The following is a 13,381-nucleotide window of genomic DNA, read 5'->3' as shown; positions in this document are numbered from 1 at the left end:
GGACCCGCCGGCGTGATCGAGGAGGTCGGGCCCGCGGTGGAGGGCTTCTCGCCCGGGACCGCGTCTGCGTCAACCCGGGCCGCTCCTGTCGCGCAGCCTCACGGGTGGGGTTCCGGGGTCGGGGCCGGGCGGCCCGTCGGAACGGGATCGCCGCCGGACGTCCGCTGGGACGCGGCGAGCAGGCTGGGCTGGAGCCAGCGGCGGAGGAACGGGCGCGGATCGCCGATGGTGGCCTCGGGCACGGAGAGGTAGGAGTACAGCAGCCGCATGAAGAGTTCGGCGAGGCTGCCGAGTTCGTCGTCGTCGTAGCCGAGCGCGGCCCAGTCGATGTTCAACCGGCGCAGGAAGGTCCTCATCTCGGCGAGGGCGCCGGGCGAGAGGATGTCGGAGCCCAGGCCGCCGGCATGGCCCGCGATGAAGACCATTCCGACATGGGGTTCGCGCGGCAGTTGCTCGACCGCGCGGGCGAAGACCTCGACGATGATGTGGACCGGGTCGGTCAGGTCCTCGATGTCGGCGGCCATCCGCGCCTCGAAGTCGGCGGCGGCGGCGAATCCCGTGGCCCTGATCAGCTCCTCGATGTTGCGGTAGTAGCGGTAGACCGTCGCCCGGGTGACGCCGAGTTCCTCCGCGACCTGGGTGAAGCCGGTCTTGCGCGCGCCGTACCGGTCCACGCACCGGATCATGGCCTCGATGATCCTGCGCCGGGCCTCGTCGTCGTCGCGAGGGGGATTCCCCCGCCACCCATGCGTGCGCATCAGTCCCTCTCACAGCGAACGGCCCGATCGGGGCCGGGAAGCCGACTTCGGTTCCGCCTCGGTGACGATGCCGCGCGGCGGTACCCGCCCCCGGGCCGCGCACGTCACTGCGCCGGTCGAGCCGAGGGAAGGGCGCCCGGCAGTCCGGAGCCGGTTCCGCCGGAGAGCGGCTTGCCGTTCTCGTCGGTCGCGGATTCCACCCCTTGGCTCAGCAGGGTGATATTACCCGCCAGCCACTTGCCCGAGACGAGCTTCATGCTGAGGGCGACCGTGGCGCCGGTGTTGCTCTGGACGGTCTTGGCCGTCGTCACCCTGGTGTTGATGACGACCATGACGTTGGCGGCGCGGTTCTTCACCTCGCCCGGGTAGATGCCGGTGATGGCGGCCTTGGAGCTGACCTTGTTGGTGGTGAAGTAGCTGGTGAGGGTGGCGGCCGTCGGCCGGATGGCGTCGGCGGCCGCCTTGGTGAGCAGCGGGTACTTCGCGGCGAACGACTGGGACATGTGCTGGTAGTCCCAGTTGAAGAAGACACTCGCGACCTTTCCCGCGCTGCCGGCGAGGCTGTGCCGCTGCTGGGCGTCCTTGGCAAGGTCGTCCTTCCCCTGCCAGACGGTGTAGAGGAGCACCGTCACGGCCACCAGGGCGACGAGGGGCACGATCGTCAGGATCCGCGCCGCCACGGACCAGCGGCGGCTCGCCGGGACGGCCGTCCTGCTCGCGAGGGACGCCGCCCAGACCTCGGGCGCGACCTTGGGGATCCTCCGGCCGGCGGGCGCCGGAGCGGCCGGCGGGGACCGGCGCGCCCGCCGCTTCTCCGGCTCCGCGTCCTTCTGCTCCGCGTCGTTCGCCTCCGCGTCCTCCAGCTCCGCGTCCTCCGGCTCCTCTGTCGGCTCGTCCGACGGGGCCTCGGGGTCCTGGTGCTCGGCGGCCTTGCGCTTGCCCTTCGTCCTGACGACGACGTAGGTCCGGTCGTATTCGACGACGGCGGGGGCGTCGTCGTCGGCCGTCCGGATGCCGGATGCCTTGGCTGTCATTGGCCTTTCCTCCTCCAGGTCGGGCGCCATGCCACGCCGAGCATGTTCATCAGGACGCGCAGCAGGATCAGGGCCGCCACGAGCGGCGGTATGTAGATGAGCCACATCTTCGGGTCGTGGTGGGAGGCATTCGCGGCGTTGCGCGCCGGCACGGCGGCCGGCGTCGTGGCCCCGGCGGTCGTCTTCGCGCCCGCCTCGTCGGCCGACTTCGTCTTCTTCAGCGGGGGGATCTGCTGCTTCGGCAGGTCCACGCCAGGGCAGGTCGGGATCTTCGGGATCGAGGGCAGCGGGGTCAGGTTGCGGTTCTCGACCGCGCTCTTCACCGGCGTCAGCGTGAGGATGAACTTGATGTTGAGGTTCGGCTCGCCGTTGACGAAGGTGATGACGCCCCGCATCGCGGACGCGAGCTGCGGCGACCACTGCAGGCCCCGGGACAGGGCGTCGACGTTGCCCGTCGTCAGCAGCGCGGGCAATGCCCCGCTCAGCGCGCCGAGCATGCACTGCACGGCGGGCTTGGACTCGCGCAGCACCTTCGCGGTCCTCGCCAGCAGGTCGGGGGTGGTGTCGCGGATCTGCTTCAACGAGTCGTCGACCTCGGCGAGCGAGGACGTCAGGTCGGCGATGCCGGCGATGCCCGTGCCCAGCTCCTCCCGCTTGCCCGCGAGGACGCCGGTGAGGGTGCTCAGATTGGTGATCAGGCTGTCGAGGGTGTCGGTGTGGGCGGCGAACGTGCCGGCGAGCTGGGACGCGCCGTCCACGCTGAGCCGCAGCGTGTCGCCGCGCCCGTCCAGCCCCCGCGCCAGCTCGTGGGTGACGATCTTGAGGTTCTTCGGGTCGAGCCCGTTGATCGCCTTCGTCACGGACGCGAACAGGTCGCCGTAGCTCTCGCTGACGCTGGTGCGCGACAGCGGGATGACGTCGCCGGGCCGCATCGGCGGCGCGCCGGCCCCGCCGTTCGCCGGCTCCAGGTCCACGTACGGCTCGCCGATCGCGGACTTGAGCGCGGCGGCGGCGGTCACGCCCTGCGGGATCCGCCGCCCCTTGTCGATGTCCAGCCGGACGACGACGTCGCGGCCCTTCAGCCGCACCGAGTGGATCTTCCCGACGGCGACGCCGAGGTAGGTGACGTCGAAGTTGGGCTGAAGCCCCGGCGAACCGGAGAAGTGCGCGGTGATCCGGTAGGGGCGCGAGAACGGGTCGAACCCGAACACGCTGCGCACCGACCACACCGTCAGGACGACGGCGAGCAGCACGAACGCGGCCACGTTGATGCTGATGCGGCGGGTCATCCCTGCGGTCCCAGCATGCGGACGAGCGATGCGAGCGAGGTGGGCGACTTCCCGCCGCCCCGGGTGGCCGACCCGTTGAAGTCCATCACCGGGTAGGTGAGCAGCTGCCCGTTGTAGACCTGCCGGGGCATCCGGGTCACGAACTCCTGGACGCGGTTGATGAGGGTGCCGAGCTTGGTCTTGTCGGACGCCAGCACCTGCATCGTGGGGCCCATCTGGTCGATGAGCCGGCGGAGCTGGTCGGTGTGGCCGATCAGGACGGTGTCGTTCACCGTCTTGGCCAGCTCCGACAGCGAGTGCACCGCGGTGAGGATCTTCTGCCGGTCGTCGGCGAGCAGCTGGGTGGCGTCGGCGAGCCGTCCGGGCAGCCGCTTCAGCGAGCCCTCATGGGCGGCGAGCTTGCGGCCCAGGTCCGCGAGGTCGTCGACGGCCCGGCCGAGCTGCTCGCGGCGCCGGCCGAAGGTCTTCAGCAGCGTGTCCGCGTTGGCGATCATCGCGTTGAGCTGCGGGCCGCGGCCCGCGAACGCCGTGCTCGCGGTGTGCACCAGGCCGGGGGCGTCGCCGTCGGCGAGGGCGCCGACCAGCGGGGCCGCCTTGCCGACGATGTCCTCGAAGCCGGGGCTGGTGGTGGTCTGCGCGATCCGGGCGTGGTCGGCGAGGAACGGCCCCTGGTTCAGCGCCCGGCCGGCGGGCGGCAGGAGCTGCACGTAGTTCTCGCCGAGCAGCGACGTCGTGGTGACCTTGGCCGTCGACCCGGTGGGGACGTGCACCCCCTTCTTGATCGACATGACGACCCGGGACCGGTAGCCGTTCCCCGCGTCCACCAGCTCGATCCTCGTGACCGAGCCGACCTCGACGTCCGCCACCTTCACGCTGTGCCCGGCGACGAGGTTCTGCACGTCGGTGAAGTCGGCGGTGAGGGTGAGCGGCCCCTTGGGCGCGTGCAGCGTCTGGACCGAGCAGCCGGACAGCACCGCGCAGACGCAGAGCGCCAGCGTCCCGGCGAGCAGGAGAGGTCGTCTCACGGTGGCTCCTACTGGCAGTTGGAGTAGGGGGGCGGCAGCGGGCACGGCACGTTCTCGTTGATCGTGGGCTCCTTCAGCAGCGCGGCCAGGTAGGAGCGCGCGAAGTTGTCGAGGGTGACCCGCAGGACGATCGCCTTGTTCTTCGGTTCGTAGGCGTTGACGAACTGGAAGCCGAAGTTCGGCAGCGCCTGCAGCACGCCGCCGAGCGTGTTCGCGCTGCCCTTGAGCATCAGGCTGACCTGCGCGGTCCGCTCCAGGTCGGCGGGGATGGTGTCCTGGTGCATCTTGATCAGGACGTCGCCGCGCTTGGCCAGGTCGGCGATCGACTCCACCAGCGTGCGGATGTTCTGCCGCTCGTCCGACAGCATCCTGGACGCCGTGGAGAAGTCGCTGACCAGCGTCCCGAGCGTCTTCTCCCTGCCCTTGACGATGCCGGCGAGCCGGTCGAGGTTCTTCGCGACCGCCAGCAGCTGCTCGTCCTGCCCGGCCAGGTTGTTCACCAGCTGCCCGGCCTGCTGGAACGCCTGGTTGAAGGCGGTGCCGTTGCCGTTGAGGCTGCCCGCGGCGGTGCCGAGGGCGGTGTCGGCCTTGGTGGGGTCGAAGTTGTCCAGCAGCTTGCCGAACGACTTGAGGGCGTCGTTGACCTCGACCGGCACCTGCGTCCGGTCGGTGCGCAGCACGGCGCCGTCCGCCATCTTGGGCAGGCCGGGATGCCAGGCCGGGCTGAACGTCAGCGTGCGCTCGCCGATCAGGCTCAGCGGCACGATCGCGGCGCCGGCCGACGCGGGCAGCGGCACGTCGCCGTCGATCGAGGCGACGACCCGGACCTGCCCGTTGACCGGGGTGACCGAGTCGACCTTGCCGACGTTGACCCCCATGACCTGGACCTGTGAGCCGGGATAGAAGGACACGGCCCGCGTGAAGTAGGCGGTGACGCGGTAGGACGACCCCGACGACAGCGGGCCGCCGAGCACCGAGCAGGCGCTGAGCGCGACGCCGAGGAGGACCGCCGCGAGCGCGGCCGCCGGCCGGCGGAGCGGGCGCCTCATCCGATCTGTCCCGTCGGGACGAGCGGGTAGTTCGGCGGGTTGAAGTTCGGCTGCGGCCCGACCACACCGGGCTGGACCGGGCCGAACCCGACGAAGCCGCCCTCCATCCAGCGGCCCTCGCGGCTGCCGGCGGTGCCCAGCCCGTAGAAGGCGGGGCCGAACCAGGCGAGGGCGACGTTCATGGACGGCAGGTTCTCGCCGGCCAGCGTCTGCGTGGCGAGGTGGAAGTCGTTGAGCACGGTGTTCAGCTGCTTCTGGTGCTTGGCGAGGGTGTCGTCGAGGCTCTTCACGACCCGGCTGCCGCTGCCGAGCGCGGCGGCGAGGTCGTCACGGCGGCGCACCAGCTCCTTCAGCAGGCTGTCGCCGTAGTCGAGCAGTTGCGTGAGCTGCCGGTCCTTGGACGCGAGGGCGCCGCTCAGCTTCCCGCTGTTGGCGATGATCGCGGCGACCTGCGGGAACGAGTCGTTCAGCGCCGCGCTGACCTTCCGCAGGTCGGCCAGCATCTTCGCCGTCTCCCGCTGCGAGGGCAGCTTCACCTTCGCGGCCTCGCCGAGCAGCCGGTCGACCGACTTCGCGTCCAGCTTGCCGGCGATGGTCGCCGCGGAGCCGAGCGTGTTGCTCAGCGTGTACGGGATGCTGGTGCGCTCCAGCGGGATCCGGCGCCGGCCGTCCGGCAGCGTTTTCAGGTAGGGCGCGGCGACCGGTCCCGACAGCCGGACGTACTGGCCGCCCAGCAGGTTGGACAGCCGGATGTCGGCGTGCATCCGCGGCCCGAGCCTGACCCCGGAGTCGACCTTCCAGGTGACGACGACGTGGCCGTTGCGGAAGTCCGGCTCGATCCCGCTGACCTTGCCGACCTTGACGCCCGCGAGCTGCACCTCGGCGCCCTTCTGCAGGCCGCCGGTGCCGGTGAAGACGCCGCTCACGGTGTAGCCGCCCTGGAACAGGCCGAGCGAGCCGTAGGCGTACGCCGCGAGCACCAGCGCCGCCAGCACCGGGATCGACACCGCGGCGATCGCCACGGGATTGCGGTCGCGGAACGACCGCGCGAATCCGTCCTTGATCCGGCCCATCATCGGCCCCCGTTCTGGCCGCCGAGGAACGCCATCTTGACCATGGCCTGGAACACCTGCTGCTGGGCCGGGGTCAGCCTCGCGTCGTTGGAGGTCACCGCGGGACCGCTGGATCCGCCGCCCGAACCGCTCACGGGCGGTGGCGGGAGGTTCTCGGGGAACGGGCAGGTGTCGGAGTAGACGACGTTCATGCACAAGGCGTTGCCGCGCACGAACTTGCCGCCGTCCATCAGGGTCAGCAGCGCCTGCAGCGCCGACGGCAGGCTCTTCACCATCTTGTCGAGGTCGCGCATCCTGCGGTGCGCGATCTCCATCAGGTCGGCGGTGCCGCCGACCAGCCGGCCGAGCTGCGGAGCGGAGCCGCCGAGGACCGTGTCGAGGTTGGTGGCGAGGTCGCCGAGGCGGGTGCTCGCGGTGCCGAGGGCCGCGCGGTCCTGGGCGAACGCCCGGGTGAGGTCGGTGAGGTTGGTGATGGTCTGGGCGATCTGCCGGTCGCGGGCGGCCAGCGCGTCGGTGACCGTCTTGTAGTTGCCGATCATCTGGCGGATGGTGTCGCTGCGGGCGCCGAGCGTCTGCAGCAGCGCGCCCAGGTTCGTCGCCATCTGGTTGACCTTGTCCTGGTTCCCGTCCAGCGCGGTGGCGAACGACTGCAGGATCTTGTTGATCTCGTTGGGGTCGATGCCGCCGACCAGCGGGCCCAGGTCGTTGATGAGCGCGCCGAGGTCGGCGGCCGAGCGGGTGCGGCTGAGGCGCTGCCCGTCCTTCAGCCTGGTGGCGCTGGTCCCGGTCTCCAGATAGATCTCGCGCTTGCCGATGAGGTCCTTCCACCGGATGACCGCCGAGGAGTCGGCCGGGATGTGCAGCGAATCGTCGATCTTCATCGCCACGACGGCGCGCCCGTCCGCCACCTTCACCGAGGTCACCCGACCGACCGGGGTGCCGGCGACCTTGACCTGGTCGCCCGAGCGCAGCCCGCTGACGTCGTCGAAGGTGGCCCGCAGGTGCAGGCCCGCGCCCCAGTTCGTGCCGACGATCCGGAACGCCATGTAGACGGTGAGCAGGGTCGTGACGATGCCGAACACCACGAACTTGCGCGCCGAACGCATGTCCAGGCCCTGCGTGCGCAGCTTGAACCTGTGGGGGCGGGGCATCAGTTCGCCCCCTTCGGCGGGCTGGGCCGGTTGGGCACCGCTGGCTCGATCGGCGCGCAGACGCCGGGCAGCGAGTCGCACAGCGCGGTGCTCGGGTTGATGTGGATGGTGACCCGCGACAGCAGCGTGCCGTGCGGGCCCGGGATGTTGGCGATGCCGGTGAGCTGCGTCAGGATCAGCCCGCTGCTGCTGATCAGGTCGGGGAAGTAGCCGCGGTACCTGTACAGGACGTCGCCGGCGGGCGTGACCGCGTCGATCACCTTCCCGGCGGCCTTCGGGTTCGCGGCGAGGATCTGGGTGAGGGTGCGGGACGACTCGTCCAGGCCGCCGAGCAGCTTGTCGAACTGGGCGGGGTCCCCGGTGATGGCCGGCGCGACCAGGTTCAGGTCGTCGGCGATCCCGCCGATCTGGTCGCCGTGCCGGGCGGCCGTGCCGGCGAGCGCGCCGCCGTCGGTGACGAGGGAGCCGAGGTCGCCGCTGCGCCGCGCGGTCAACCCGAGCAGCTTCGCCGAGTCGTCGACCAGGCCCGCGAGCTCGGTGCCCCGGCCGTCCAGCCCGGCGCCGAGCGTCCGCATGACCGTGGCGATGTCGCTCGGGCCGAGCGCGTCGAGGAGGTCGACGGTGGGCGCGGCGACGTCGGTGAGGTCCTGCGGGTCGATGGTCTTGGCGATGGTGCCGCCGTCGTGCAGGTACGGTCCGCTGCCCTCGCCCTGGCCGGGCCGCAGGTCGACGTATTTGGGGCCGAACGCCGACAGCGGCGAGATCGCCGCCGCGGAGGTGGTGGGGGCGTGGACGCCGTGGTTCAGCCGGACGGTGACGAGGGCGCGGCCCTGGGCGGTGAGCTTCACCGAGGCGACCTGGCCGACCTTGACGCCGCGGATCTTGACGTCGGAGCGGTCGTCCAGGCCCTCGCCGGCCCGGCCGAAGGTCGCCTTCAGGTACGTCGAGCCGGGGTGGGTGTCGCGCGCCGCCAGGTAGGACGCCAGCGCGGAGCCGGCCACGAGGGCCGCCCCGATGGCGCCGAACCGGCGGCGGGTGCGCGGGGTGAGGTCGACGGTTCTCATCCGGTCAGGCTCACTGTTCCGCCGTTGCCCCAGAAGATGTAGGACAGCAGCAGGTTGACCATGACGATCGCCACCATGGACTCGCGGATCGCCTGCCCGGTCGCCAGGCCCACCCCCACCGGCCCGCCGCTGGCGTTGTAGCCGCGGTAGCAGTGCACCAGCACGATGATCACCGTGAACACCACCACCTTCAGGACGCTGTAGAACACGTCTATCGGCGGCAGGTACAGGTGGAAGTAGTAGTCGTAGATGCCGGGCGAGATGCCGAAGAAGTCGATGGAGATGATCCGGGTCGCGAAGAAGCTGGCGAACAGCGCCAGCAGGTACAGCGGCACCAGCGTGATCAGGGCCGCCGCCAGCCGGGTGCACACGAGGTAGGCCAGCGAGTTGATGCCCATGACCTCCAGGGCGTCGATCTCCTCGGAGATCCGCATCGCCCCGAGTTCGGCGGTGAACTGGCCGCCGAGCTGGAACACCATCGCCACCCCGGCGATGATCGGGGTCACCTCGCGCACGTTGGCGTAGCTGGCGATGATCCCGGCGAGGGACTGCACGCCGACCCGCTGCAGGCCGGGGATGGCCTGCAGGCCGACGGTGGTGCCGGTGAAGAACGACATGAAGAAGATGACGACGACCATGCCGAGGCCCATCACGACCGCGCCGACGCCGGCGCTGATGTCGGAGACCTGGCGGATCACGGCCTTCAGGTGCCTGCCCCGCGCGATGTCGACCACCATGTGGTGCAGGACCATGCCGGAGAAGACCAGGAACTCGGTGAACTCGGGGGCGCGCGGACGCCATCGGCGCCTGCGCAGCAGCACGGCCGCGCGGTAGGGGACGATGGAGTTCATCGGCTCTCCGTCAGATCCGGGGCGGGAAGAGGCTGTAGGCCAGCGTCGACAGCACGTAGTTCGCCGCGAACACCAGCATCGCCGCGACGACCGCCGACTGGTTGACCGCGCGCCCGACGCCGCTGGCGCCGTACCGGCAGGTCATGCCCTTCCAGCAGGCCACCGCGGCGGCGATGAAGCCGAACACCCACGCCTTGAACAGGGTGATCAGCAGGTCGGAGAGCTGCAGGAGCGACGTCGCCCCGTCGAAGTAGGAGCCGGGCGTCACCCCTTCCCGGACGACGTTGAAGAAGAAGCCGCCGGCGATGCCCGCCAGGATGATCAGCGAGCAGAGCATCACCCCGACCGTGCTGGCCGCCCACAGCCGCGGCGTGACCAGCCGGTGCACCGGGTTGATGCCCATCACCTCCATCGCGTCCAGCTCGTCGCGGATGCGCCGCGAGCCGATGTCGGAGGTGATCGCCGACCCGCCCGCCCCGGAGATCAGCAGGGCCGCCGCCATCGGCGCCACCTGCGTCACCAGGGCCTGCACGACCGTGGCGCCGGTGCCGGACTCGGCGCCGATCTGCCGGACGATCTGCCCGACCTGCAGCGCGATCGTGCCGCCCAGCGGCAGCGCGATCAGCATCACCGGCAGCGTCGTGACGCGGGCGATGAACCAGCACTGCTCGATCCACTCGGCCCACCAGCGCCGCACGTCCCAGGTCTTGCGGAACCCCTCGAGGGTGATGGCGAACAGCAGGCCGGCCTGCTCCAGCCAGCCGAACAGGAACCGCCGCAGCGGACCGGTCCACGCGGGGCGGGGCCGGCGCAGCCGGGTCTCCACGGCCGCGTTCATGGACCGGCCCCTTGCCGTGCTCGCATCCTGCCTCCCTCTTTCCGGATCCGGTGCGGGCCGCCGGCGCCGCGCCGGCCCAGATCGGACCGGGCCGCCGTCGCCCGCGGTCCGCGGCGCCCGCCATGGCGAGGGCGGCGGCCCCGTGCCGCCGCGAGAATCATCATCGTCGACAATGAGATTGGGATTCTTGTTGCCTGCGAACAAAAATATGCAGGTTTCTCATATGTGACTTACATCTCAGAGAGCGACAGTACACACTCGCGCACACAGTATTGTCAAGTACTCGTCCCGGACGGGCCGGTCACGGTGCGTGGCCGCGGCTTCCCGCGACCGACCGGAGCCCGAGGGCGCGCGGCCCCGGGCGGGCGCGGCGCCGGCCCGCGCTCGTACGGTCGAGGGGCCCGGTGATCGGCCCCGATATCATGGGCGGGTCGGGCAGTGCACCATCCCGGGTGCGGGTCGGAGGCGAGACGCATGGCAACGCGCCGCCGGATCGGTGCGCCGGACGCCAGGAACCGGGGCGTCCTGCTCGACGCCGCCGAGCGCCTCATGCTGGAGGAGGGGTACGCCGCGGTGACCTCGCGGCGCGTCGCCGAGGAGGCCGGCCTCAAACATCAGCTCGTGCATTACTACTTCCGGACGATGGACGAGTTGTTCCTCGAGCTCTTCCGGCGCCGTGCCGAGCAGGGGCTCGACGCGCAGGCGCGCGCGCTGGCCTCCGCACGGCCGCTGCGGGCCCTGTGGGAGTACAGCACCGACCCGGCCACGGTGGCGCTGACGATGGAGTTCGTCGCGCTGGCCAACCACCGCAAGGAACTGCGCGCGGAGATCGCCCGCTACGCCGACCGTTTCCGGCAGGCGCAGGCCGAGGCCATCGCCGGCCTCGCCGGCCGGTACGGGATCGACGTCGAGGAGTTCCCTCCGCTGGCGCTGTCGGTGCTCATGACGAGCGTGTCGCGGGTACTCGTCATGGAACGGGCGGGCCTCGGGATGTCCGCCGGCCACGCCGAGACCGTCGAATTCGTCGAACGCTGCCTCCGGCGCTACGAGGGCGACCCGGGAGCCGTGCTGGACACGGCCCCCGGACCACCGGAGCCGCAGGAGTCGCGTTAGCGCCCCGCCTCGCCGACTCCACCGCGATCAGCCGAGGACGAGCGGCAGGGTCTCCCATCCGCGGACGGTGGACGTCTGCGCCAGCTTGGCGTTGTCCCAGTCCACGTCCCACCGGGGCCAGCGCCGCAGCATCTCCTCCAGCGCCACCCGTCCCTCCAGCCGGGCCAGCGCGGCGCCCAGGCAGTAGTGGATGCCGACGCCGAACCCCATGTGCTGCCCGATGCTGCGATGGATGTCGAAGCGGTCCGGGTCGGGGTAGCGCCGCTCGTCGCGGTTCGCGGAGGCGACGATGAACATCAAGGCGCTGCCCTCGGGCACCGTCCGGCCGTGGAACTCCACGTCCCGGGTGACGTGCCGGGCGATGTAGGGGCCCGGCCCCTCCAGCCGCAGGACCTCCTCGACGGCGTTGGTGATCAGGGACGGGTCGTCGACGAGCTCCTGGCGCTGGTCGGGGTTCTGGGCCAGGACCGATCCGATCCATGCGATGAGCCGCCCGGTCGTCTCGTTGCCGGCGCCCGCGACGACCGTCACGTAGGTGAGCACCTCGTCGCGGGTGAGCGTGCGCCGCTCGCCGTTCTCGTCCTCGAACTCGGTGGTCAGCAGCTGCGTCATGAGGTCGTCGGACGGGTTCTTCATCCGCCAGTCGATGTAGTCGCCGAACATCTCGTTGCTGAGGATGGCGCCTTCCTTGAGGTCCATCTGCCCGCCGGCCTCGGTGCGCAGGCTCTCGTCGGCCGAGTCGCGCAGCGCGGGCAGGTCGGCCTCCGGGATCCCGAAGAGCATGCCGATCACGCGCATCGGCATCTGGGCGCCGACCTCGGCGGCGAGGTCGAAGCGGTCCAGGCCCACCAGCGGGTCGAGGGTGCGGACGCAGAACTCGCGTACCCGCGGCTCCAGCTCGGCGATGCGGCGGGGGGTGAAGACGCGGACCAGCAGCCGGCGGTGCACGGTGTGGATCTCGGGGTCCTCGAAGATGAGGGTGCCCGGCGGCAGCTCGATGCCCGCCTTGACGAACTCCAGGATGTTGCCGCGGGCCGAGGAGAACGTCTGCCAGTCCGGCAGGCCCCGGTCCATGTCGGCGTACCGGCTGACGGCGTAGAAGTCGTGTTTCTCGTTGTGGTACAGCGGCGCCTCGTCCCTGAGCCGGCGGTAGGTCGGGTAGGGGTCCGCGGTGAACCTCGGGTCGTAGGGGTCCCAGTACAACGAATCGTCGGTGGTCACGTGCGTTCCTCCCGGTCGTGCTTCTGCGTGAGGGGACGGCGGCCCGCCCGCCGGGCTCGGATCGGTCGGGTCACTTGAGCATCGAGCCGGCGTCGATCGGGAGCGGCACACCGGTGATGTAGCGGCTGTCGTCCGACACCAGGAACAGGACCGCGTTGCTGATATCCTCCGCCTCGACCCAGGGCACCGGCAGCAGGTTCATCATCTGGGAGATCGGCGCCATGTCCTCCTGGGTCGGGTTCTCCAGGTCCGGGCGGAACATCCGGTAGGTGAGGTCGTTCATCAGCATGGGCGTGTTCACCTGCGTGGGGTGGACGGAGTTGACGCGGATGCTGTGCTGCGCGAGCTCCACCGCCAGGGAGCGCATCAGGCCGACGACGCCGTGCTTGCCGGCGATGTAGTTGGCGACGTTCGGGTGCGCCTTGAGGCCCCCGACGGAGCTGGTCAGCACGATGGAGCCGCCGCGCCCGCCCTCGATGAGGTGCGGGACGGCGGCCTTGGCGGTCTGCCAGGCGCCGGTCAGGTTGACGTCGATCGAGTCGCGCCACAGCTTCTCGTCCAGGTCCTGGACGGGGGCGCCGTCGGCGGCGAGGCCGGCGTTGGCGACGACGATGTCCAGCCTGCCGAACTGGGTCACGCCGTCGTCGACGACGGCCTTCAGCGCGTCGTAGTCGCGGACGTCGGCCTGGGCCGCGATGATGCGCCGGCCCGTCTCCTTGACCTGGGCGACGGTCTCGTCCAGGTCCTCGGGAGTGGACATGGGGATCGGCACGCTGTCGAGCTGCTTGCAGATGTCGATGGCGATGATGTCCGCGCCCTCCTGCGCGAGACGCACGGCGTGGCTGCGTCCCTGGCCGCGGGCCGCACCGGTGATGAACGCGACTTTTCCTTCGACTCGTCCGGGCATCGCTTCCT

Annotated in this window: 13 protein-coding genes; 1 reads left to right on the top strand and 12 read right to left on the bottom strand. The window is 70.8% G+C overall.

The genetic code is table 11. From position 1 onward, the window contains the following. Positions 1-98 precede the first annotated feature (98 nt). From ACA514_RS13270 to ACA514_RS13225, 10 genes are all read right to left on the bottom strand, one after another. A complete protein-coding gene (locus ACA514_RS13270; protein WP_375041384.1) occupies positions 99-686 on the bottom strand; it encodes a TetR/AcrR family transcriptional regulator in 588 nt (195 codons plus the stop codon). A gap of 176 nt (positions 687-862) precedes the next feature. Continuing rightward, on the bottom strand, positions 863-1,792 hold the full coding sequence (locus ACA514_RS13265; protein WP_375041383.1) for a hypothetical protein: 930 nt from the start codon (positions 1,790-1,792) through the stop codon (positions 863-865). Continuing rightward, entirely contained in the window at positions 1,789-3,081 is a 1,293-nt protein-coding gene (locus ACA514_RS13260) for an MCE family protein (RefSeq protein ID WP_375041382.1), read from the bottom strand. Before ACA514_RS13260 ends, ACA514_RS13265 begins: the two co-directional genes overlap by 4 nt. Continuing rightward, positions 3,078-4,106, bottom strand: a complete 1,029-nt coding sequence (locus tag ACA514_RS13255; RefSeq protein WP_375041381.1) for an MCE family protein — start codon at positions 4,104-4,106, stop codon at positions 3,078-3,080. Before ACA514_RS13255 ends, ACA514_RS13260 begins: the two co-directional genes overlap by 4 nt. Before the next feature lie 8 nt (positions 4,107-4,114). Further along, entirely contained in the window at positions 4,115-5,155 is a 1,041-nt protein-coding gene (locus tag ACA514_RS13250; RefSeq protein WP_375041380.1) for an MCE family protein, read from the bottom strand. Next, the gene (locus ACA514_RS13245) at positions 5,152-6,231 is read right to left on the bottom strand and encodes an MCE family protein (RefSeq protein ID WP_375041379.1); all 1,080 of its coding nucleotides are present in this window, start codon (positions 6,229-6,231) and stop codon (positions 5,152-5,154) included. Before ACA514_RS13245 ends, ACA514_RS13250 begins: the two co-directional genes overlap by 4 nt. Then, positions 6,228-7,379, bottom strand: a complete 1,152-nt coding sequence (locus tag ACA514_RS13240; protein WP_375041378.1) for an MCE family protein — start codon at positions 7,377-7,379, stop codon at positions 6,228-6,230. The genes ACA514_RS13245 and ACA514_RS13240 overlap by 4 nt, the downstream gene beginning before the upstream one ends. After that, positions 7,379-8,443: an MlaD family protein gene (locus tag ACA514_RS13235; RefSeq protein WP_375041377.1), complete on the bottom strand. Its 1,065-nt coding sequence runs from the start codon at positions 8,441-8,443 to the stop codon at positions 7,379-7,381. The genes ACA514_RS13240 and ACA514_RS13235 overlap by 1 nt, the downstream gene beginning before the upstream one ends. Beyond that, positions 8,440-9,294, bottom strand: a complete 855-nt coding sequence (locus ACA514_RS13230; protein WP_375041376.1) for an ABC transporter permease — start codon at positions 9,292-9,294, stop codon at positions 8,440-8,442. The genes ACA514_RS13235 and ACA514_RS13230 overlap by 4 nt, the downstream gene beginning before the upstream one ends. 10 nt (positions 9,295-9,304) lie before the next feature. Further along, positions 9,305-10,132 (bottom strand): MlaE family ABC transporter permease, encoded by an 828-nt coding sequence (locus tag ACA514_RS13225; protein WP_375041375.1) that lies wholly within the window; start codon positions 10,130-10,132, stop codon positions 9,305-9,307. Between the two features lie 474 nt (positions 10,133-10,606). Here ACA514_RS13225 and ACA514_RS13220 point away from each other — a divergent pair, with 474 nt between their 5' ends. Continuing rightward, positions 10,607-11,245 carry a TetR/AcrR family transcriptional regulator gene (locus ACA514_RS13220; RefSeq protein WP_375041374.1) on the top strand — a complete coding sequence of 213 codons (639 nt, stop codon included), beginning with the start codon at positions 10,607-10,609 and terminating at the stop codon, positions 11,243-11,245. A 27-nt stretch (positions 11,246-11,272) separates the two neighbouring features. Here ACA514_RS13220 and ACA514_RS13215 read toward each other — a convergent pair whose 3' ends face one another. Both ACA514_RS13215 and ACA514_RS13210 read right to left on the bottom strand, forming a co-directional pair. After that, positions 11,273-12,466: a cytochrome P450 gene (locus ACA514_RS13215; protein WP_375041373.1), complete on the bottom strand. Its 1,194-nt coding sequence runs from the start codon at positions 12,464-12,466 to the stop codon at positions 11,273-11,275. Between the two features lie 70 nt (positions 12,467-12,536). Continuing rightward, the gene (locus tag ACA514_RS13210; protein WP_375041372.1) at positions 12,537-13,373 is read right to left on the bottom strand and encodes a mycofactocin-coupled SDR family oxidoreductase; all 837 of its coding nucleotides are present in this window, start codon (positions 13,371-13,373) and stop codon (positions 12,537-12,539) included. Positions 13,374-13,381 lie beyond the last annotated feature (8 nt).

The organism is Actinomadura sp. NTSP31 (genome assembly GCF_041951385.1).
Taxonomy (GTDB): domain Bacteria; phylum Actinomycetota; class Actinomycetes; order Streptosporangiales; family Streptosporangiaceae; genus Spirillospora; species Spirillospora napierensis.
Note: the sequence above shows the minus strand (reverse complement) of the source record. Positions and strands in the feature narration are given on the sequence as shown.

Excerpts from the sequence above, each read along its gene's own strand:
- ACA514_RS13270 (WP_375041384.1), bottom strand. The coding sequence starts at position 686 with ATGATCCGGTGCGTGGACCGGTACGGCGCGCGCAAGACCGGCTTCACC.
- ACA514_RS13265 (WP_375041383.1), bottom strand. The coding sequence starts at position 1,792 with ATGACAGCCAAGGCATCCGGCATCCGGACGGCCGACGACGACGCCCCC.
- ACA514_RS13260 (WP_375041382.1), bottom strand. The coding sequence starts at position 3,081 with ATGACCCGCCGCATCAGCATCAACGTGGCCGCGTTCGTGCTGCTCGCC.
- ACA514_RS13250 (WP_375041380.1), bottom strand. The coding sequence starts at position 5,155 with ATGAGGCGCCCGCTCCGCCGGCCGGCGGCCGCGCTCGCGGCGGTCCTC.
- ACA514_RS13245 (WP_375041379.1), bottom strand. The coding sequence starts at position 6,231 with ATGATGGGCCGGATCAAGGACGGATTCGCGCGGTCGTTCCGCGACCGC.
- ACA514_RS13240 (WP_375041378.1), bottom strand. The coding sequence starts at position 7,379 with ATGCCCCGCCCCCACAGGTTCAAGCTGCGCACGCAGGGCCTGGACATG.
- ACA514_RS13235 (WP_375041377.1), bottom strand. The coding sequence starts at position 8,443 with ATGAGAACCGTCGACCTCACCCCGCGCACCCGCCGCCGGTTCGGCGCC.
- ACA514_RS13230 (WP_375041376.1), bottom strand. The coding sequence starts at position 9,294 with ATGAACTCCATCGTCCCCTACCGCGCGGCCGTGCTGCTGCGCAGGCGC.
- ACA514_RS13225 (WP_375041375.1), bottom strand. The coding sequence starts at position 10,132 with ATGAACGCGGCCGTGGAGACCCGGCTGCGCCGGCCCCGCCCCGCGTGG.
- ACA514_RS13220 (WP_375041374.1), top strand. The coding sequence starts at position 10,607 with ATGGCAACGCGCCGCCGGATCGGTGCGCCGGACGCCAGGAACCGGGGC.
- ACA514_RS13210 (WP_375041372.1), bottom strand. The coding sequence starts at position 13,373 with ATGCCCGGACGAGTCGAAGGAAAAGTCGCGTTCATCACCGGTGCGGCC.